Annotated in this window: 18 protein-coding genes and 1 riboswitch; of the genes, 6 read left to right on the top strand and 12 right to left on the bottom strand. The window is 70.0% G+C overall.

From position 1 onward, the window contains the following. Positions 1-5 precede the first annotated feature (5 nt). The 6 genes from CCN37_RS40075 to CCN37_RS42060 form a co-directional block, all read right to left on the bottom strand. On the bottom strand, positions 6-830 hold the full coding sequence (locus CCN37_RS40075) for a hypothetical protein (RefSeq protein WP_168200810.1): 825 nt from the start codon (positions 828-830) through the stop codon (positions 6-8). Then, complete coding sequence (locus CCN37_RS41060) at positions 827-2,650, bottom strand: prenyltransferase/squalene oxidase repeat-containing protein (protein ID WP_210408165.1); 1,824 nt, start codon at positions 2,648-2,650, stop codon at positions 827-829. Before CCN37_RS41060 ends, CCN37_RS40075 begins: the two co-directional genes overlap by 4 nt. 85 nt (positions 2,651-2,735) lie before the next feature. Then, positions 2,736-2,878, bottom strand: a riboswitch (cobalamin riboswitch). Between the two features lie 18 nt (positions 2,879-2,896). Further along, on the bottom strand, positions 2,897-3,622 hold the full coding sequence (locus CCN37_RS22985; protein WP_086824498.1) for a hypothetical protein: 726 nt from the start codon (positions 3,620-3,622) through the stop codon (positions 2,897-2,899). Then, a complete protein-coding gene (locus CCN37_RS22980; protein ID WP_086824535.1) occupies positions 3,613-4,173 on the bottom strand; it encodes a TfuA-like protein in 561 nt (186 codons plus the stop codon). The genes CCN37_RS22985 and CCN37_RS22980 overlap by 10 nt, the downstream gene beginning before the upstream one ends. A gap of 44 nt (positions 4,174-4,217) precedes the next feature. Beyond that, the gene (locus tag CCN37_RS22975) at positions 4,218-5,381 is read right to left on the bottom strand and encodes a YcaO-like family protein (protein ID WP_086824496.1); all 1,164 of its coding nucleotides are present in this window, start codon (positions 5,379-5,381) and stop codon (positions 4,218-4,220) included. A 13-nt stretch (positions 5,382-5,394) separates the two neighbouring features. Next, entirely contained in the window at positions 5,395-5,517 is a 123-nt protein-coding gene (locus CCN37_RS42060) for a hypothetical protein (RefSeq protein ID WP_256388072.1), read from the bottom strand. Positions 5,518-5,763: 246 nt separating this feature from the next. On the opposite strand from CCN37_RS42060, the gene CCN37_RS22970 reads away from it, so the two are divergent. Continuing rightward, positions 5,764-6,144 (top strand): peptidase inhibitor family I36 protein, encoded by a 381-nt coding sequence (locus CCN37_RS22970; RefSeq protein WP_086824494.1) that lies wholly within the window; start codon positions 5,764-5,766, stop codon positions 6,142-6,144. Positions 6,145-6,173: 29 nt separating this feature from the next. On the opposite strand, the gene CCN37_RS22965 is transcribed toward CCN37_RS22970, so the two are convergent. Further along, on the bottom strand, positions 6,174-6,701 hold the full coding sequence (locus tag CCN37_RS22965; protein WP_086824491.1) for a hypothetical protein: 528 nt from the start codon (positions 6,699-6,701) through the stop codon (positions 6,174-6,176). A 353-nt stretch (positions 6,702-7,054) separates the two neighbouring features. Between CCN37_RS22965 and CCN37_RS22960 the strand changes: the two genes are divergently transcribed. Beyond that, a complete protein-coding gene (locus tag CCN37_RS22960; RefSeq protein WP_143261759.1) occupies positions 7,055-8,338 on the top strand; it encodes a hypothetical protein in 1,284 nt (427 codons plus the stop codon). A 12-nt stretch (positions 8,339-8,350) separates the two neighbouring features. On the opposite strand, the gene CCN37_RS22955 is transcribed toward CCN37_RS22960, so the two are convergent. From CCN37_RS22955 to CCN37_RS22940, 4 genes are all read right to left on the bottom strand, one after another. Then, entirely contained in the window at positions 8,351-8,905 is a 555-nt protein-coding gene (locus tag CCN37_RS22955) for a sugar O-acetyltransferase (protein WP_086824487.1), read from the bottom strand. Positions 8,906-8,914: 9 nt separating this feature from the next. Beyond that, the gene (locus tag CCN37_RS22950) at positions 8,915-10,198 is read right to left on the bottom strand and encodes an RNA polymerase sigma factor (RefSeq protein WP_086824485.1); all 1,284 of its coding nucleotides are present in this window, start codon (positions 10,196-10,198) and stop codon (positions 8,915-8,917) included. 15 nt (positions 10,199-10,213) lie between these two features. Then, entirely contained in the window at positions 10,214-10,633 is a 420-nt protein-coding gene (locus tag CCN37_RS22945; RefSeq protein WP_086824483.1) for a YciI family protein, read from the bottom strand. A gap of 120 nt (positions 10,634-10,753) precedes the next feature. Further along, entirely contained in the window at positions 10,754-11,542 is a 789-nt protein-coding gene (locus tag CCN37_RS22940; RefSeq protein WP_086824480.1) for a helix-turn-helix transcriptional regulator, read from the bottom strand. A 73-nt stretch (positions 11,543-11,615) separates the two neighbouring features. On the opposite strand from CCN37_RS22940, the gene CCN37_RS22935 reads away from it, so the two are divergent. Together CCN37_RS22935 and CCN37_RS22930 are read left to right on the top strand one after the other, a co-directional pair. After that, complete coding sequence (locus CCN37_RS22935; protein WP_246843236.1) at positions 11,616-12,332, top strand: SDR family NAD(P)-dependent oxidoreductase; 717 nt, start codon at positions 11,616-11,618, stop codon at positions 12,330-12,332. Between the two features lie 110 nt (positions 12,333-12,442). Continuing rightward, positions 12,443-17,305, top strand: a complete 4,863-nt coding sequence (locus CCN37_RS22930; protein ID WP_086824478.1) for a hypothetical protein — start codon at positions 12,443-12,445, stop codon at positions 17,303-17,305. A 7-nt stretch (positions 17,306-17,312) separates the two neighbouring features. On the opposite strand, the gene CCN37_RS22925 is transcribed toward CCN37_RS22930, so the two are convergent. Then, positions 17,313-17,798, bottom strand: coding sequence for a carboxymuconolactone decarboxylase family protein (locus CCN37_RS22925; RefSeq protein ID WP_086824476.1), 486 nt, complete (start codon positions 17,796-17,798; stop codon positions 17,313-17,315). A gap of 214 nt (positions 17,799-18,012) precedes the next feature. On the opposite strand from CCN37_RS22925, the gene CCN37_RS22920 reads away from it, so the two are divergent. Both CCN37_RS22920 and CCN37_RS22915 read left to right on the top strand, forming a co-directional pair. Further along, positions 18,013-18,828, top strand: a complete 816-nt coding sequence (locus CCN37_RS22920; RefSeq protein ID WP_246843239.1) for an RNA polymerase sigma-70 factor — start codon at positions 18,013-18,015, stop codon at positions 18,826-18,828. Between the two features lie 374 nt (positions 18,829-19,202). Beyond that, a partial coding sequence (locus tag CCN37_RS22915) for a hypothetical protein (protein WP_143261758.1) occupies positions 19,203-19,422 on the top strand: 220 nt, incomplete at its 3' end.

The raw sequence follows: 19,422 nt of genomic DNA, 5'->3' as shown, positions 1-19,422 counted from the left end.
CGTGCTCAGCTGGAGTCACCGGCCCTGCGTCGCCGAGCCGTCGCGACGATCGCACCGACGACGACCGCGAGCACCGCGCCGATGCCGATGATCGTGCCCGTCGCGGAACTCGACTCCGAAGCCGAACTCGTCGGTGTGACGCCGGTCCACGCCGGAGTTTCCGATGTGGTCGCCGCAGGCGGAGCAACGGTCGTCGAGGGCGGGACCTCGGTCGTCGTGCTCGACGGCGGCGCCGTGGTCACCGGAGGCGGGGGAGGCGGCGGCGCACCGGGTCCCGGTTGGGGCTGCGGCTGTGGTTGCGGTTTCGGCGGTGGTGGAGGCGGCGGGGGCGGTGGTGCCGCGACCGGACGCTGCGGCTTGACCCGGGGTTGCGGGTTCGTCGTCGCGGTGCGGTTCTTGGAGAACGACCACCCCTCGTAGCTGCCGAGCGGCGGTTTCCGGTTCATGACACCGAAATCGCTGTACTTCCACGCGCCGCCGTTGGGGGCGTGCCAGTACGACCAGTACGCCGTCGCCGGAGGCGTGTCGATGCACGGCTCAGCGGACGGGGCGGGCTTTCCCTCGATGCGGCAGATGAAACCCTCGCCCCACCGGTTGGTCCCGGTGATCGAGATGCCCGCGTTGCGCAGCGCGGCGTGCCCGGTGGCCTGGTCGCCCCGCGCGCAGCGGACGATCGTCGAGCCGCCGAGATCTTGAAAGTCGATCACAACGGTGACGCCGTTGCCGTCAGGGCAGTGACCCGGAGTTCCCTTGCCCTGAGCGGAGATCGGTGGAGTCGCGGCGGTCAGCAGGAAGCCCGCGGCCGCCGCGACGGCTGCCCAACGCCTCACACCGACCGCCTGCGCGCGACCACCGTCACCAGCAACCCGGCGGTCACCAGCACGAGCCCGGCCAGCAGCGGCAGCGCGGGCTCGGCGCCGGTCTGCGCGAGCGGCGTCGTCGGCTGGTCGAAGACCGGCGGCGCAGTGGTGCTCTGATCGGTGGTGTTCGTGACCGTCGGGGTGGTCGTCTCCGTGACCTGATCAGTGGTCGTGGTGGTGCCGGAATCCGTTGTCGTGGTGGGGTTCACCGTGGTCGCAGGGGGAGCCACGGTGCGGGTCGGCTTCAGCGCGCCGAGCTTGCCGAGCGGCACCTGGGCCAGGCCGAGCAACGCCTGCGCGCTGGCCCGCCGCCACTGATCGCGCGCCATCTCGGGGATGCCGTTGGCGATCGCCTCCTGGAACGCGGCGTCGTTGTAGGCGACCGCGCCCGCGAACGCCTTGGCCTCGCCGCCGTTCGCCGTGGTGAGCTGGCGCTGGGCCACGTAGTCGGCGGCCTTGCGCGCGGGCTCGGTCCGCCCGGCCGCTGCGAGCGCCTGCGCCGCGAGGCCGGTGCTGTTGGTGTTGGACGCCTCGGTCGGGCCGGAGCCGCCGAAGGAGCCGTCAGTGCGCTGCGTGCGCTGCAACCAGTCGGCGCCCTTGTTCGCCGAAGCCGTTGCGGCAGGGGTGTTCGCGGCCAGCAGGGCCTGGACCGCCATCGCCGTGGAGTCCGGGTCGAGCACCGCGTTGGGGAACTCGTCGCAGGTGATCGACGGGGTGCCGCCGAGCGTGGTGGAGAGCCGGAACCCGCCGGCCGCGCACTGCTGCTTGATCAGGAAGTCCACCACCTCGGTGGGCACGCCGCCGCTGCGCGCGAGGCCGATCACCGCGAGCGACTGGCCGAAGGTGTTGGTGTCGCTGGTGATCCCCTTGTCCCGGATCTGCCCGTGGTTGGCTCCAGGACCGGCGATCAGCTCCAACATCTCCTGACGCAGGTTGATCCCGCCGAAGGAGGTGGGGTCGACGTCGGCCGCGACCGCCGCGGCGAGCAGCTTGCCGGTCTCGTCGGCCAACCGCACGCCCGGCTGCCCCCACAGGTCATAGCTGTTGTAGGCGCGAACGTTGTGCGCCACCTTGGTCGCGACCTGGTTCAGCGCCGCGGCATCGGTTCTCGTCGCTGACAGCACGAAGAGCGCGTCGATCGTCAGGCCCCAGTCAGGCCCGTTGAAGCCCGGCAGCGCTCCGTCTCGCAGTTCGCTGACCAGCCAGCGCGTGCCCTCAACTGTTCCAGGGGCTGGCGCGCTCGGCTTTGGGAAGCGCGTCGCGGGCTGGGCGGTGAAGCGGGGCTTCGGCGCGGGACGCGTCGGCGCGACGCGCGGCGGTGGGTTGTCGGAGGCGCTGCGGTCCTTGGAGAACGACCAGCCCTCGTAGCTGCCCAACGGAGGTTTCCGGTTCGTGGCACCGTGTTGGCTGTAGGTCCACGTTCCGCCGTTCGGCGCGTGCCAGTACCCCCAATAGGCCGAAGCTGGTGGCGTGTTCACGCACGGCTCGGTGTCCGCGCCGGGCTTTCCGTTGAGGCGGCAGATGAAAGCCTTGCCCCAGCGAGTGGTCCCGGTCACCTCGAACCCGGCGTTCTCCAGCGCGGTCAGCCCGCTGGCCTGGTCGCCGGGCGCGCAGCGGACGAGGGTGTCCCCGCCCAGTTCCTGGAAGTCCACGACAACGGTCACGCCGTTGCCGTCGGGACAGTGCCCCTCGGTGCCTTTCGGCTGCGCGGAGGCGGCGGGCAGCGTGAACCCGCAGATGAGAAGACAACACGTCAGCAGCGCCAGCGCGCGGCGCGATAACCCAGACATCCCCAGTGTGCCCTTCCGGAGCGGGTGCGAAGCTCCGGGCACGGCGCAGGGGCCGACCCGGCTCCGCTCTGCATTCCTCGACAGGTGAAGCCGCTCGTGCTCCACCAGGCATTCCGGCTCGTGGTGACGAGGCCACCACCTACGGTTGCGGGACAGCGCCGGGATTCGACCGGCTTCCCCTGGGACAGAGCACGTATGAAGTTGTCCAACGAACTGACGGTACGTGCCGGTACCCGCTCGCCACAATCAGGCGTATGGGCGCCGGTACGCGCGCAGGACGCCACGGCACCCGTAGAGGTTGACGTGATGAGGACTGTGACCGAGCAGGGTCCAGTGCTCCGCCAGCTCGGCGAAGAAGTCGGCTCCGGCGCAGACCTCCGGGTTCAGTTCGCCCAGGTAGATGACCGTGTCCCCGGTGTAGGCGCGCAGGACCTCGCCCGCCAGAGCCCCCGGCGGCGGCCAGGAGAGCAGCAGCGCGCGCTCCGGGTGGCCAGCGGGATCGGCGGGGCTGTGATCGACGGGGTGGAACGGCTCGACCTCGTCCAGCCAGGCATCGCTCGGCGCGATGTCGGTCGCGAGCACGTCCACACCGAGCTGCGAGAGCTGCCAGGCCCAGTAACCGAGCCCGGCCCCCACGTCGAGCACCGGTCGCCCCGCGAGCTGCTCCAGCAGCCAGGAGAGGTCGCCGGGACTCGGCAGCGCCCACGCGAAGCGGCGTTGCAACACCCACCAACCGAACGGGCCGTGCGGCGGAGGCAGGGCCTCGACGAGCATTCCAGAGCCGGGAACGGGAAGGCGCCGTTCGTGCAGGGGAAGCGTGAGCGCGAGGTCCCAGTACGGATTGACCGTGAGCTGCGGGCTGGCTTCGAGCGTGCGTATTGGCTTGCCGGACAAGGAAGTCGCGCCCGGGCGGCTCCAGTGCTCTCGCGCGGTGCCGAGCAGTTCGCTCGCGTGCGCCGGGATCACCGCCACGGCTGCTCTTCGGTGAAGCGCAGCAGGTCGGTGGTCTTGAGGCGGTGCTCGGCGCGAAGTACGTCGTCGACCGGGAGCAGCTCTGACAACGCACGGTGAGTTCGGTAGCCGTACCAGCGGTTCTTGAGCGCCGTGGCCACCTCCTCCGCTGCGGAAACCGACAGTTTCCCTTCCACCACAAGTGAGTCCAGGAAGCATCGGATGTGCACCATCGGCTCGGACATCGGCCGGTAAGGCGGTTCGGCGGAATGCAGCAAGGCGACTTCGTCGTCGGAGAACGACGGGTCGCTCGCGAATCGCTGGTAGACGGCGCCGTAGCCGCGCATGCCCAGCGACTCCATCTCAGCGGCCCGAATCGCGCCCATCGACGACAATCCCCATATGTGCCAACCACGTTGCAGCGCTGCGCGCAGTTCCGCGTGCCCGACCGCGGGATAGCTGTGGAACGTTCCGTCGACGATGAGCAGCGTGCCGGGCTTCTCTGTCGAGACAAGGGTTTCGACATCGCCGCGGCGCACTGGCGGGCGGACTTCGACATCGGCCGGGAACATCGGGGGCAACCCGAACGCGGTCGGCCCGACGAAGGCGTACGTGGTCACGCGCGAGCCGCCAAGCGCGGGCCGACGCGGTTCAGGCCGTGGGTCAGCGATTCCAGGCCGGGCACGATGACACGGACAGCGGCCAGCGAGTCCATTGTGGACAGAATAACCCGATACACCTTGCGCTGCAACCGGTCTAGGAGGAGTTGCAGTGCCGAATCGATGCTCGTCACGGGATGCGTCGGGATCTCCGAGTACCGCACCGCGTCCGTCGCGTCGGTGACCCGGGCCCGCAACGCCGCGACATCACCGGCGCGCGGGGTGTACCGGCCTCCCGCGAGCAAGTCGTCACGTCCGCCGTGGATGCCGGTTAGCCGGGACTGCGCCGCCTCACACAGCCCGCGCACGGCTGCGATATCGCGAACTGGGTGCAAACCGGCACCGTGTGCGATGGCAATCGGTACGTCGTCCCCCGGCTCCAGGATGAAGCCCGCCACGTACGGCAGCCCGAACTCGTTCGGCGTGTACCGCAACACCGCCCGCAAGCCCGCCGCTTCGACCTTGGCGACGAGTTCGGCGATCTCCGGCGGCGGATTGTCCAGCTTCACCAGTCGCGAGCGGTCCGCGATGTGGTTGAACGCGTTGACATCGCGCTCGATGACCTCGGCGAGCCCGTGCAGCGTCGCCTCTTCGACGGTGTTGCCCGAGCTGAGGCCGTTGGTGCTGGTGCCGAAGATCCGCTGACCCGGGTTCTCCTTGTACGGCGAGAACACCAGCTCCGCGGGCAGGGCGATCCTGGTGCCGTCGACGATGTCCTCCGCCATCACGCACACCAGGCGCCCGTGCGGGTCGACCTGCCTGCCCAGCAACGGGCACAGGTCCACGAAGTCGAACTCCGCGCCCGGTTGGCTCGCGACCTCGTGCGGCGTCGAGTCGAAGACCTCGACCGTGCGTGCGCCGTACTCCGCCCGCGCGAACTCGATCGCCTCCATGAGCGCGCCGACCCTGGCTTCCTCCGGTCGCACGCCCTTGCCCGCGTTCACGCACAGCGAGCCGGGTGCCGCCGAGGGCCGGACGCTCGCGAAGACCGGAATGCCGACGCTGTCCAGCCACGTTGTGTCCGTGACCCTGGTGATACCCAGTCCCGCCGCGACCGCCTCAGCCCGCGCCGCCGTATCCGCCAGCGGCACCGAGCGCAGGCTCGACGTCAAGCGGTGCATGAGGTCCCCGTCGCTACTCCGCGCCGCCGATGTCCAAGTGCAGGATGAACCCGGCGCGGGTCGTGCCCTCCTCGTCGAGCATGGCCCAGAACTTCTCGGTCGTGTCCTGGTCCAACGCGAAGCCCTGCTGTTCCATCTGACCGTCCCCCATCGTGATCCTGGTCCGTCCGTGCGACCGTAGACACGCCGGACACTTTCCCGCAAGGAAACGCACTTGCGGCTGAAACCGGAGATCGGCCCGGTCATCCGCTGCTCCGGGAAACCGTTGGGCGGCAGCGTGGCTGTCCCATTTTCGAGCTACGACCGCGATTGTCGGGGACCGCCGAGCGGCATAACCTGCCGCCGCCCGGGTTGCCCGCTCGTAGATGGAGTGACATTTCCAATGCGCAAAACGATTCAGATTCTGGGGCTCAGCGCGGTCCTGATGGCTGGCGTGATCACGCCCGTCGAGGCCGCCAGCGCCTTCTGTCCCACCAATTACGTGTGCATGTGGGAGGACGCGGGCTACAGGGGCACGCGCTACGTGGCCGTGCCCGGCGTGAAGGGTTTCCACGATATCGACGGGTGGGACGGGGACAACGAGATCAGCTCGGTGATCAACCGGTCCCAGTGCACCGCCCGCCTCCACAGCGACGACGACTACAGCTGGCCCTACTGGTGGGTCTACAAGAACCAGTCCGTCCCGGACCTGAAGAGCCTCAAGACGATGGACGGGGACATCGCCAACGACGACGTGGAGAGCTTTCAACTGCTGTACTGCTGATTCGAGGAGCGGGGACCTACCGCGGGAAGCTAGAACCGGCAGATTGGGGCCTCCGCGGGCAGGCCGAACGCCGCTCGTGCTTCGGGCGCCGGGTCCGGGGTGTCCCGGCCGATGGAACGCCGTACCTCCGCGTACCCGGCTCCGCTGAACATCCGCCTCAGTGTCTCGTCGTTCCCGGCCCCGTCCGGCGGGACCTCGACGTTCAGCACCTGGGTTCCCCTGAGCGTGACCACGACCGCGCTGCTGCTGCCCGCGCTGCTCGCGAGGCACTCCTCGCCCCGCGCGTAGTTCATGCAGGTCGCGAGCACGCCGACGCGCACCGTGTCGCCGTCGCGCCGCGTCTCCACCGGGCGCTCCGCGCAGAACCACCGCCCGCCGCCCCTCGCCTGCCACGTCAGCTTCTTGTCGCTGAGCAGCGCCTCGTGCACCGCCGGGCTGACCTCGCGGACCAGTCCTTGGTCCAGCTCGGGCTCCGGATCGCTTCGCAGCAGCAGGGTTCCCGCGATCAGGGCGACTCCGGCTCCCACTGCCAGTGCGACGCGGTTCCAGTTCGGCATGGCGGCTCCCCAGGACGTGCGATCGCTACTAGGACTCCTCGGTCGGGCGAAAGGTTGCAGGCGTCTGCCTAGGGCCGCCTTCGATGCCGGACGCCGATGATCACCCGGCGCTCGCGGTGCTGATCACTGAGACGGGGCGCGGCGGCTCACCGAAGCCGGAGAAGAGCCGCCCCGGTCGGTGGGCTCAGGCCGGAGAGGAGGGCTTTCCGGGGGAATGCGGTCACTGTGCGCGCGTCCGGCCTCAGGTTGTCGGCGGTGGTGCCCGGCAGGAGCATCCGGGGCCGACCACCGCTGCGAGGAACGGATGTGCGGTCATGGCGTCATCGCGCTGGCTGAGATTGTGCGTGTCCCTGGTGGCCGTTCTGGCCCTGGCACTGGGGGTGGGCTCGGGCCTGGCCTCCGCGAGCGTCCCGAGGTCGCTCGGGTTGCCGAGGGCCGCCGATGACAAGGTGCTCAACGACAACGTCGCCAAGGTGCTGGCCTTCCGGCAGAAGGCCGACTGCGTCCGCAACTCCGCGCTCGGGCTGTGCTCGCTGGTGAAGGGCAAGACCGACGCGCAGGCCGTCTCCGCGGTCAAGCAGCTGTTCGAGAACAGCAAGACCGTCGCCACCAGCCTCGTCGCCGACTCCGACATGGCCGATGCGATCAAGGACGCCAAGAAGGCGGCCAAGGTCGGGGTCGCGCCCCCGGTCGACAAGGTCAAGAAGGTCACCGACCCGCTCGTGGAGAAGGCGCTGAAGTCGAAGTCCTTCGCCAACACCAAGGCGGGCAAGTACCTCAAGAACGCGCAGCCGTCCAAGGCGGGCACCGCGCTGTGGGCCGCGACCACCGTCGCCACCTTCCTCGACGGCAGCTCCTCGGCCTCGGACAAGGCGGTCGCCGCGGTCGGGATCATCCCGGTGGTCGGCCAGCTCGCCTCGCTCATCCACACCACGATCAAGGACCCCAGCGACGTCGAGGGCATCGTCACCGGCACGATCGGCCTGGCCGCCGCGGTGATCACCATCGCCTGCCCGCCGCTGGGCACGGCCATCACCGCCGCGCTCGCGGTCTACTCCGTCGGCAAGGCGCTGTTCCAGTGGCTGTCCTCCTGCGACGAGCGGGACAGGTACAAGGTGAAGCTCGTCCCGATGACCGCCTCGCAGTTCAACAAGGTCAACCTGGAGAAGATCGGCGTGCAGTGGGAGACGGGCGGCGACAAGGCCGTGGTCTTCGGCGCGGCGGAGGCCGGGAAGAAGGTGCTCACCTTCCTCTTCGAGCCGCCTGCCGACAAGAGCTTCTACCTCAACCACGACCTCGGGCTCACCGTGCCCACCGGCATCACCCTGGCGGGGGCGCACTACGTGCAGAAGGGCGGGGCCAAGGCGACGTCGGAGTGCGCGCACACCAACCCCGACGAGAAGGACCCGGCCGAGCTGCCCTTCTGGAACTGCACCACCAAGGGCGCCAAGGGTTTCACCGTCACGCAGGAGAAGCCGGTCGTCGTCGACCTCGTCTTCGACGCGGCCAGCGCGGACGCCTGCACGAGCGGGAAGAAGCAGTGCCAGCACAAGAGCCTGCGGATCGACCTCCAGACCTACGTCAACTCCGGTGACTCCAGGCCCACCCGGGTGTCGGTCGACTACGAGTTCGTCTAGCGACGGGTGGTTTCACAGCTCGCGGATGACTCGGGCGGGGTTGCCCGCGACGAAGGTGCGTGCCGGGACCTCGCGCAGCACCACCGAGCCCGCGCCGACGACGGAGTCGGCGCCGATGGTGACGCCGGGGCAGACGATCACGCCGCCGCCGAGCCAGGCGTTGTCCCCGATGGTGATGGGCAACGGTTTCTCCCAGCCCTCACGGCGCTTGTCGTGGTCCTCCAACGGGTGCAGCGCGGTCAGCAGCTGGGCGCGCGGCCCGATCCGCACGTCGTCGCCGATGGTGATGCGCGCGTCGTCCATGAAGATGGCGTCGTTGTTGACGAAGCTGTTCGCGCCGATCGTGGTCAGGTGGCCGTAGCTGCACAGGAACCGCGTCAGCACGCGGGTTCCCGGTCCGATGCCGCCCAGCAGCTCGGTGAGGATGGCGAAGCGCTCAGCGTCCTCGTCGGTCGTGGTGGCGTTGAAGCGGTCGAGCAGCCGCCCGCAGCGGAGCCGGTCCTCGGCGAGGTCGGGCTCGTCGAGGTACCACTCGTTGCGCAGCATGCGTTCCTTGTTGTCGCCCACGCCATCCGATCATGCCACTGGCAGCTCGGCGAGCTTGCGCTCCAGCACGCCCCGCTCGCGCGCGTTGCCGCACAGGCCGATGGCGCGCTCCAGTTCGGAGCGCGCCTCGTCGGTGCGGCCCAGCCGGGCGAGCAGTTCGCCGCGCACGCTCGGCAGCAGGTGGGAGTTGGCCAGCGCCTTGGCCGCGACCAGCTCGTCGACGATCTCCAGCGCGGCGGCCGGGCCCTTGGCCATGGCGACGGCGGCGGCCCGGTTGAGGTCGACGACCGGGGACGGCCCGAGCTGGCCCAGCGCCTCGTACAGCACGACGATGCGCTCCCAGTTGGTCTCCTCGACCGAGTCGGAGATGGCGTGGCACTCGGCGATCGCGGCCTGCAAGCCGAAGGCGCCGATGCCCCGGCCGATCTGCGAGGCGCGGGCGAGCGCGGCTCGTCCGCGCAGGATCGCCGCGCGGTCCCACCGGCGCCGGTTCTGCTGCTCCAGCAGCACGGGCTCGCCGTCCGGGCCGGTGCGGGCGGGGAAGCGCGCGGCGGTGAGTTCGAGCAGCGCGAGCAGGCCGAGCACTTCGGGCTCCTCGGGCATGAGCTGGGCGAGCACCCGTGCCAGCCGCTGCGCCTCGCCCGCGAGGTCGAAGCGGATCAGGTCGTCACCCGAACTCGCCGAGGAGCCCTCGGTGAAGATCAGGTAGACCGCGCTGAGCACCGACCCCAACCGCTGGGGGCGCTCGGCGACCGGGGGCACCTCGAACGGCACCCCGGCCTCGCCGAGCGACTTCTTCGCGCGGGTGATCCTCGCCTGCACGGTCGCGGTCGGCACCAGGAACGCCTTGGCGATCTCGTCGCTGGTCAGGCCGCCGACGACGCGCAGCGTCAGCGCCACCCGGGACTCGCGCGGCAGCACGGGGTGGCACGAGACGAACATCAGCGCGAGCACGTCGTCGTCGATCTGGTCCGGGTCCCACAGCACGTGGTCGGACTCGGCCTCGATCGTGCCGCCGGAGTACGCGCCGCCCTCGCCGAGGTCCTTGGCGAAGGACGCGTAGCGCTCGTCCAGCGCCGAACGCCGCCGGAAGGCGTCGATCGCGCGACGCCGTCCGACGGCGAGCAGCCACCCGGCGGGGCTGCGCGGAACACCCTCGCGCGGCCACGTCACCAGAGCTTCGGCCAGCGCCTCCTGCGCGAGGTCCTCGGCCAGCGCGAAATCGCCGGTGTAGCGCGCGAGCGCACCGACGATCCGCGCCGACTCGATCCGCCAGACGGCGGCGACGGCGTCCCGGCCCGTCGCCTCAGCCATCGCCCGCCACCCCGGTCACAGCTGGCCGGTCGCCACGCGCCACTCCCGCTCCTTCTTGATCCACTCGTTGTCCTGCGGCATCTCGTCGATCGAGGTCACCCTGCGGATCTCGGCCTTGCTGCCCTTGCCCTGCAGCGGAGCGCGCCGCGCCCAGGCGACGGCCTCCTCCTGCGAGGCCACGTTCAAGATCCAGAACCCGCCGAAGAGCTCCTTGGTCTCACCGTAGGGACCGTCGGTGACCACGGGAACCTCGGCGGAGTAGTCCACCACGACGCCGGGCTGCGTCGGGTCGAGGCCCTCGGCCGCGACCAGCACACCCGCCCTGATCAGCTCGTCGTTGAACCGCCCCATCGACTCGATGATCTCGTTGAAGTCCACCTCCTGGAAGTTCTCGAAGGTCTCGTCGGTGGCGCGCATGATCAGCATGTACTTCACGGTGTGTCTCCCTGGCTCGTCGTCCGGGTCGCTCTCGGACCCGCTCGCACCTAGGTCGAACGGGCGCGGTCGCGGATCGACAAACTCGTCGAACTTTTTTCCGAGAGATCTGCGGGCAGCCTAAAACACGTGCTCAAGACACTGCAGCCGCTGTGACACGGCGGTGTCGGCCGCCGTCAGGAACACGACCTGCTGGTCCTCGTCGGGCACGGCAAGCACGTCGGAGTGCAGCCTCAGCGCTCCGACCTCGGGGTGCAGGACGGTGCGGTCGCAGTGACCGGGGGAGTGGACCGGATCGGCCGCCCACAGCTCGCGGAACTCCGCGCTCGCTCCGGTCAGCTCGGCGACGACGCCGGAGATCCGCTCATCGGCGGGGTAGCGGCTCGACGCGGCGCGCAGCCGGGCGACGACCACGCGGGACAGGCCCGCCGAGACCTCCATTGGATGACCGAGTCCCAGGAACCAGCGACGCGCGATGTTCGGCTCCCCGGCGAGGTCACCGAGCAGGGCGTCCGCGAGCGGGTTCCACGCGATCACGTCGTAGCCCGCGTCGGTGACCACGGCCGCCGTGCCGGGCAGCCGGTTCAGGAATGCCGCGACAGACGGCACGACCTGGCGTTTCGGGCTCGTCGGCGGGCCAGGGGCAGCGCCGAGGCGGAACAGGTGGACGCGCTCGGCGTCGCTGAGCCGCAGCGCGTCAGCGAGGGCTGACAGCACGCGCGGCGACGGGTGCGGGCCGCGCGCCTGTTCGAGGCGGGCGTAGTAGTCGACGGACACGTGCGCCAACTCCGCGACCTCCTCGCGGCGCAGGCCCGGAGTCCGTCGCGGTGCCGTGGGCAGGCCGAAGTCCTCGGGTCGCGAGCCCGTCCGTCGAGCGCGTAGGAACTGGGCCAGGTCCTGTCTCCCCATAGCTCCTCCTCGCGGTCCTGCCAGGGATCGATTGTCCCTGGAAGTGCGGGTGCCACGGCGGCACGGTCACGTCGTGGACAAAGACGTTGTGGACAAGGACGTTGTGGATAAAGACACGGACAAGCGCACAGCACTGGTCACCGGCGCCAACCGGGGCATCGGCAAGGAGATCGCCCGGCAGTTGGCCGAGGCGGGCCTCATCGTGCACATCGGCTCGCGCGACGCGGACGACGGTCAGCGCGCGGTCGACGAGATCGGGGCGAACGCGCGACTGCTCGTCCTCGACGTCACCGACGGCGTGGCTGAGGCAGCCGAGCAGATCGGCAGGCTGGACGTCCTGGTCAACAACGCCGGGATCATGACCACCGGGCCGGACGTCGAGGGCTTCCGCCGGGCCTACGAGGTCAACGTGTTCGGCGTGGTCGCGGTGACCGAGGCCTTCCTGCCCGCGCTCCGCCGCTCCGCGAGCCCGCGCATCGTCAACATCTCCAGTGGGCTCGCGTCGCTGGAATGGAGTTCCACGCGGTTCCCGGTCGACGCGGCGTCGGTGGCGTACCGGACGTCGAAGGCCGCCTTGAACGCGCTGACCGTCCTGTACGCGCAAGCCCTTGCCGGAGCGGGGTGCAAGGTGAACGCCCTGGGCCCGGGACCGCGCGCCACGGCCATGAACTCCTTCGCCGGCGGCGACCCCGCGGAGGCCGCCGAGGGAGCCGTTCGCCTTGCCCTGCTACCGGATGACGGACCGACCGGCTCCTTCGTGGCGTGGGACGGCACGCCGATTCCTTGGTGACCGCAGTCCTCAGTGGACACAGCTGAGTGAATGCGGGCGGGGGCTGCGCGGGCGGCTTGATCGAACATGAGATCCTTCTCGCCTCGCCAGCGAAGGAGCGCCAGTCCGCGATGACCGCGCGAATCACCGGTACGACCGACGGTCAGCTCTGCCAGCGGCCCCCCTCCGAGCCCGTCCCCGTCCCGTCCTCGGCGGCGCCGTGGTCGGCGATCATGGACAACGCCTGCCAGAAGGCCGCCGAGGCGCACGCGGAGTGCCAGCGCAGGCTCGCCGACAGCCACGAGGCGTTCCTGAGGATGGCCGACGAGGCGGTCGACGCCGCGTCGACCGGAGCGCTGGGCCCGCGACTGCACGTGTTCTCCGGTGCCGACCGCGCGGAGGTGCTGGAGGCGCTTGACGCGCGGCGCGAGGCCGACACCGGTCCGGCGCGGCTCGTCCTTGTCGCAGAAGGAGAACACGCGGCGCCGTGGGACGAGGCGCGGCGCTGGCTGGTTGACGGCGGCGAGCTGCCCGCTGGTGCGCGCTACCGGGACGAGCCGGTCGGCGGAGAGATCGGTTTCGTCTACACCAACGGTTCCGCGTCCTACGGCGGCATGGGCCACGAGCTGGTGCGCGCGGTGCCGTCGCTGGCGGCCGAACCGCTCGGCGAGGGCGCTGGAGTGCTCGCCCGGATCTGGTCGGCGGCCTGGCTCTGCACCGTCCACACCAGGCTGAGCAGGGGACTGCTCGGTCTGCGGCCGTCGGCCGGGATCGGGTACTCGTCGGGAGAGACCGCGGCCCTTCTGGCACTCGGTGCCTGGCCGGACATCGAGGACCTGTGCCGCGACACCTGGGAGAGCGGCCTGTTCACCGCGGACCTGGAGCGCGTGGTCCGGGCGGCGTGGGAGCGCGACGGCGTGCCGGGCGAGCAGTGGGTCAGCTACCTGGTCAACGCCTCGGCGGAACGGCTGATGGCGGAGCTGGCCGATGAAACGGCCGTGCACCTGTTGTCGGTCAACGCCCCCGACGTCTGCCTCATCGGTGGTGAGGCCCAGGCGTGCGCCGATGTCGTTGCCAGGCTTGGCGTCGAGTCCGCGCTGAGCGACTACGACCTCGCCGCGCACGCGCCCGAGCTCGCCGAAGTCCGCGACCGCTGGCACGAGCTGCACCTGCGCCGGACCGTCGAGGTGCCCGGAGTGCGCTTCTACAGCGGCGCGAGCAGGCGGTCCTACCCGCTCACCGACGAGACCGCCGCGAACGCGGTGACCGCGCAGGGCACCGGCATGATCGACTTCGCCGGAACGGTCGAACAGGCCTGGTACGACGGCGTTCGCGTCTTCGTCGAGCACGGTCCGCGCGGGCTGTGCACGGAGTGGGTCAAGCGCGTGCTCGGCGACCGCGACCACGTGGCCGTGGCCTTCGACGCCGAGTCCGGCGGCCTGCGGCAGCTGTGCCTCGCCGTCGCGGAGCTGGTCGCGGCCGGGGTGCCGGTCAGCACCGCGCAGCTGTTCGAGGAGCTGCGTGACTCCGCTCCGCCGATCGACGAGCCCGCGCTGCGCGGCGTGGTGGCGCGCCAGGTGCAGCGCGCGACGGAGCTGCACGAGGAGGCCATGGCCCAGCTCCGCCGGTCGCAGCAGCAGTTCCTGCGCATGCGGGGCGAGATCGTCGCCGACATGGCGAGCCTGGAGCCCAAGCAGAGCCTGGCGCTTCCCGAGGCAGAGGGCTTCCTGGTGCGCACCGAGGTCCACCACGACACCTGGTACCTCGACGCCGCCGGGAGGGTGCCCGCCGGGCTGCTGATCGAGGCGGCCGGGGCCGACGAAGTGCTCGCCGACTGGCTCGGCGCGGACCTGCTGGACCGGGACGAGCGCGCCTACCGGCTGCTCGGCTGCGAGCTGACCTTCCACGGGAGCCTGCCCGCCGCCGGGGACGAGCCGCGCTACGAGATCCACGTCGATCGGCACATCGAGCACGAAGGCGTGTGGCTGTTCTCCTTCCGCTACGACTGCCACGTGGGCGACGAGCTGCGGCTGAGCGTCCGGGACGGCCAAGCGGGCTTCTTCACCGAGGCCGAGCTGGCGGAGACCGACGGGGTGCAGTGGGACGCGGCGGACACCGCGCCCATGGCCGACCTCCCGCTCGACGCGTCGATTCTTCCTTGTGCGCCAAGGAACTTCTCCGCTGCTGAGGTCTTGGCCTTCGCCGAGGGACGACCGGCGGACTGCTTCGGCTGGGAGCAGACGAAGTCGCACGTCAGGACGCCTCGGATCGAGGACGGCCGCATGCTGTTCCTGCGCGAGGTGGCCGAGTTCGACCCCAAGGGTGGGCCGTGGGGGCGTGGTTACCTGCGTGCCACAGCTCCGATCTCGCCCGACGACTGGTTCTTCGACGAGGACCAGTCCATGCCCGGAACCCTGATGTTCCAGGGCTGTTTGCAGGCGATGGCGTTCTACCTGGCCGCGCTGGGCTGCACGGTCGCCAAGGACGGCTGGCGCTTCGAACTGGCCGAGGACGTGCCCTGCACGGCGCGCTGCCGTGGCCAGGCGACACCGGACAACGAGCGCATCACCTACGAGGTTTTCGTCCAGGGTTTCGACGCGGGGTCGCTCACGCTGCACGCCGACGTGCTCGCGACGGTGGACGGCGTGAAAGCCTTCCACTGCCAAGGAGTCGCACTACGGCTGGTTCCGGACTGGCCGCTCTCGAAGCTCCTCGGAGAGGGCGCCGGAGACCAGGTCCCGCTCGCCGAGGTCGATGGTTTCCGGTTCGATCGCGCCTCGCTGCTCGCGTGCGCATGGGGTAAGCCCGGTGACGCGTTCGGTCCTTCCTTCGTGGAATCCGGTGCGTCGTGGATCGCGCGCCTTCCTGGGCCTCCGTACCACTTCATGTCGCGCATCGTGGCGGTGAAGGGGACGCAGAACTCCTTGGTGGACGGCGATGTCGAGCCCGGCAGCGGGGTGATCGCGGAGTACGACGTGCCGGACGAGGCGTGGTACTTCGACCAGAACGGTACTGAGTTCATGCCGTTCGCGGTGCTCGCGGAGATCGCGCTGCAACCCTGCGCCTGGCTCGCGTCCTACCTCGGCGGCGCGCTGCCCGCGGGGACAGAGCTGGTGTGGCGCAACCTCGACAGCACGGGTACCGCGACCGGCGAGATCACCCCGGACACGCGGACCGTGCGCACGCACGCTGAGATCACTTCGGTGTCGCGCAGCGGGGACGTGGTGATCGAGTCGTTCTCCGTGCGCTGCCTGGCCGACGGTGTTCCGGTGTTCGAGCTGTCCACCGTGTTCGGTTGCTTCCCGGCCTCGGTTTTCGAGGACCAGCAAGGACTTCCGGTGTCCCGCGAATGGCTCGACGCCTCGTGCGAGCACGCGGTGGAGGTCTCGGCGCGCGGACCGATGCTGTCGATGCTCGACCGCGTCACCGGCTACTGGCCCGAAGCGGGCTCGGAAGGGCTCGGCCGGATTCGCGCGGAGAAGGACGTCGACGCCGGCGAGTGGTTCTTCAAGGCGCACACCTTCCAGGACCCCGTGCTGCCCGGTTCGCTCGCCGTGGAAGCCGTGTGCCAGCTGCTCCAGGTCTTCATGGCCGAGCGCGGGCTGACCCGCGGCGTCGCGCACCCGCGCTTCGAGGCGATCGCACTGGGTGCTGAGACCACGTGGAAGCACCGAGGGCAGGTCACCCCGGCCACCCGGCGCGTCCGCGTCGAGGCGGAGATCGTTGAGGTGGTCGACGACGAGCGCGGTCGGCAGGTGATCGCGCAGGCGTGGCTGTGGGGCGATGAAACCTGTGTGTTCCAGGCGGAGCGCATCGGTGTTCGGGTCGTTCCTGGCGACGGCCCGCCCGCCGTCGTGGAGTCGGAGCTCGACCCGGCCGTTGACACGTGGATGGGCGATTACCGTCCGACGTGGACGGTCCCGGCGCTGCCCCTCATGTCCATTGTGGACGTTCTCGCGCAGGCGGCCGTCGACTACAGCGGCCTCCGCGTCACCGAGGTGCGCGACGTCCGGCTGCGGCGGTGGTTGCTGACCGGGGAGAAACTGCGTTCGCGGACCGAGGTCACCGAGACCGTCGACGGCCTCGCGGTGCGGCTGTCGATCTGGCAGGAGGCCGAAGCGGACTTCGAGGAAGTCGCCACGGCGGTCGTCGTCGTGGGCGCGCCGTGCGGCCAGGCGCCGCCGCGCTTCGCCGATCTGCACGACTCCGTGCCGCAACTGGAGCCCTACGAGTCGGCGGTGCTGTTCCACGGCCCCGCATTCCAGTACGTGAAGTCCTGGAAGATCGGCACGACCGGGGCTTCCGCGGTACTCGATGCCAGGCGGGGCGGCGTTCCACGGGGCTGCCTGCACCAGGGCCTGCTCGACGCGGCGGTGCAGGCGGTCCCGCACCACGACATGGCGAAGTGGGCGCCGCGCATCGGCTCCGGCCAGGTCGGTTTCGCCTGCCGCGTCGACGCGCTCCAGCTCTTCGCGGACCTGCCCGACTTCGGCGAGATCGAGGTGGAGGCGCGCTTCGCGGGCTTCGAGGACGAGGACGGCCTCGTGCTCGCCACCGACGTCCAGCTGTGCTTCGCAGACCGCGTGCTCGCCGCGTTCCGGCTGAACACCGTGCTGTTCCCGTTGGGGCGCATGGCATCGGTGTCGCTGGCCGAGCTCAGGGACTTCCTCGGCGACAGCCGCGAGGCCAACGGGATCACGCTGTCCACCGTCGCCGGGGGGATCACCAAGCTCAGTGTCACCGACATCGCCGAAGCCGACTGGCTGCCCGGCACCGTCGGCCGGGCGTGGGGCCTGCCGGAGGCCGGTCCCGCGACCGAGCAGGCCGAGGTGGTCGCCGTCAAGGACCACATCGCCAGGGCGGTCGGCGCTCATCCGTCCACTGTGGACGTGAGCGCCGACCTGCGCAGCGCCTCCGTTGCCTCGCGCCTGATCTACGTGCACGTGACGCGGGCGCGGGACAAGGTGCTCGTGCGGACGGTGAACGCGCCGTGAGGGCTCGTCAGCCGCGCATGCTCGCGAACATCCCCGGCACGTAGGCCCCAGCGGGATTGCGCACCATGACGTTGAGCCGGTTCGCCGCGTTGATCAGCGCGATGAGCGCCAGCAGCGCGGCGAGCTGGTCGTCGTCGTAGTGCTCGCGGGCCCGCGCCCACGTCTCGTCCGAGACGCCCTCGTGCGCGTCGGCGAGCCGGGTGCCCTCCTCGGTGAGCGCCAGCGCCGCGCGCTCGGCCTCGGTGAACACCGTCGCCTCGCGCCACGCCGCCACCAGGTGCAGCCGCACCGCGCTCTCGCCCGCCGCCGTCGCCTCCTTGGTGTGCATGTCGATGCAGAACGCGCAGCCGTTGATCTGACTGGCTCGCAACGACACCAGCTCCTGCGTGGCCTTCGGCAGCGTCGAGTGCTCGATCATCGTGCTGGCGTTGGCGAAGCGCTTGCCGAACTTGGCGGCGAACTCGTTGGCGAACAGGTTGAACCTGGCGTCCATGGCGTCGTCCTCACTCGTCGTGTTCTGTGCTGGACGAACACCAGATGCCGGTGCCCCGGGTTCTGTGACAGGCCTTCGTTGTGACGCGCGTCATGTCACAGGACGGCGGATAGTGGCGTCTAGTGGGCGACACCGACCGAGGAGGCCACCTGTGAACCCCGCGACCGAGGCGTTCGTCGCCCACCGCAACCTGCTGTTCACCGTCGCCTACGAGATGCTCGGCTCCGCCGCGGACGCCGAGGACGTGCTCCAGGAGACGTGGCTGCGGTGGTCCGGCGTCGACCTCGGCACCGTCGAGAACCACCGCGCCTACCTGGTCCGCATCACCACGCGCCAGGCGCTCTCGCGGTTGCGCGCGCTCAGCAGGCGCAAGGAGTCCTACGTCGGTTCGTGGCTGCCCGAGCCGCTGCTCACCACCCCCGACGTCGCCGAGGACGTCGAGCTGGCCGACAGCGTGTCCATGGCCATGCTCCTCGTGCTGGAGACCCTGGCGCCCACCGAGCGCGCCGTGTTCGTGCTGCGCGAGGTCTTCGACTTCGGCTACGACGAGATCGCCGAGGCCGTCGGCAAGACCCCCGCCGCCGTCCGCCAGATCGCCCACCGCGCCCGCGCCCACGTCGCGGCCCGCCGCCCGCGCGGAGCCGCTTCTCTCGTCGAGAGGCGTGGCGTTCTCGACGCTTTCCAGCGCGCTGTCGAGACCGGGGATGTCCAGGGTCTGCTCGACGTTCTCGCGCCCGATGTCGTGCTCTTGGGCGACGGCGGCGGCGTGAAGCAGGCCGTGCCACGCCCGATTGTTGGCGCCGACAAGGTGGCGCGGTTGCTCGTGGGTGGATTCGGTCGTTTGGTCGAGACTGTTTCGCTGCAAGCTGTTCAGGTGAACGGGCACCCGGGGTTGCTTGTGCGGCTTGACGGTGAGACCGACACGGTTGTCGCCGCGCACATCGAAGACGGGCGCATCAGCGGGCTGTACGCCGTGCGGAACCCGTCGAAGCTGTCGTACGTGGGGCAGGAGACGGTTTTGCGTCGCTGAGCTTTGTGGTGGCTGGTTTCTTGGTGGGGTACGGCTGGGCTTCCGGCTTGCACTGGCTGGGCTTCCAGCGGGGGACGGCTGGACTTCCAGCTGGCGCCGGTATCAGCGGCGGGTGCGGCTGGGCTTCCCGCTCGCACCGGTACCAGCGTGGGGGTCGGCTTGACCTGGGGCCCCTTGCGCGTGCCCTCATTGGCCGGGCGGGCACGGGAGGTATCCCGGCCCACGCGGACGAGCGTATGGCACGCGCACCCCAGGTAAAGCCGACCAGTTTCGCTCGCGGCTGAAAGTTCTCGTTGTTGTTGCGCTGCAACGGATTTGACGCTCTCACAGGGCTTGCTAGAATTGAGGTATCCAACAGGAAGGGAGGTGTGATCATGTTTGATATCGCAGAACTCCAGTCAACATTGATAGATCATCTCGAAGCGCAAGACGTCTACCGGCTTTCCGAGGAAGAACACCTCGCGTTCCTCGGCGGCCTGGAAACTCTCTCGAACCTTGTGACCGCTGTGAAGACCGACGCGGCGACGCACGCGGAGGAGCGTGGTCTGCACACCTCGCTGGGGTGTCGGAACATCGCGACCTTGTTGCGGTCGC

Origin of the sequence: Allokutzneria sp. NRRL B-24872 (assembly GCF_002155965.1) — a bacterium.
Lineage (GTDB): Bacteria > Actinomycetota > Actinomycetes > Mycobacteriales > Pseudonocardiaceae > Allokutzneria.
The sequence above is the reverse complement of the archived record's forward strand: the minus strand, read 5'-3'. Positions and strand labels throughout refer to the sequence as shown.

Bases quoted from the DNA above. Each gene is read 5' to 3' on its own strand.
- CCN37_RS41060 (WP_210408165.1), bottom strand. From the start codon at position 2,650: ATGTCTGGGTTATCGCGCCGCGCGCTGGCGCTGCTGACGTGTTGTCTT.
- CCN37_RS22980 (WP_086824535.1), bottom strand. From the start codon at position 4,173: ATGTTCCCGGCCGATGTCGAAGTCCGCCCGCCAGTGCGCCGCGGCGAT.
- CCN37_RS22975 (WP_086824496.1), bottom strand. From the start codon at position 5,381: ATGCACCGCTTGACGTCGAGCCTGCGCTCGGTGCCGCTGGCGGATACG.
- CCN37_RS42060 (WP_256388072.1), bottom strand. From the start codon at position 5,517: ATGGAACAGCAGGGCTTCGCGTTGGACCAGGACACGACCGAGAAGTTC.
- CCN37_RS22970 (WP_086824494.1), top strand. From the start codon at position 5,764: ATGCGCAAAACGATTCAGATTCTGGGGCTCAGCGCGGTCCTGATGGCT.
- CCN37_RS22965 (WP_086824491.1), bottom strand. From the start codon at position 6,701: ATGCCGAACTGGAACCGCGTCGCACTGGCAGTGGGAGCCGGAGTCGCC.
- CCN37_RS22950 (WP_086824485.1), bottom strand. From the start codon at position 10,198: ATGGCTGAGGCGACGGGCCGGGACGCCGTCGCCGCCGTCTGGCGGATC.
- CCN37_RS22940 (WP_086824480.1), bottom strand. From the start codon at position 11,542: ATGGGGAGACAGGACCTGGCCCAGTTCCTACGCGCTCGACGGACGGGC.
- CCN37_RS22930 (WP_086824478.1), top strand. From the start codon at position 12,443: ATGACCGCGCGAATCACCGGTACGACCGACGGTCAGCTCTGCCAGCGG.
- CCN37_RS22925 (WP_086824476.1), bottom strand. From the start codon at position 17,798: ATGGACGCCAGGTTCAACCTGTTCGCCAACGAGTTCGCCGCCAAGTTC.
- CCN37_RS22920 (WP_246843239.1), top strand. From the start codon at position 18,013: ATGCTCGGCTCCGCCGCGGACGCCGAGGACGTGCTCCAGGAGACGTGG.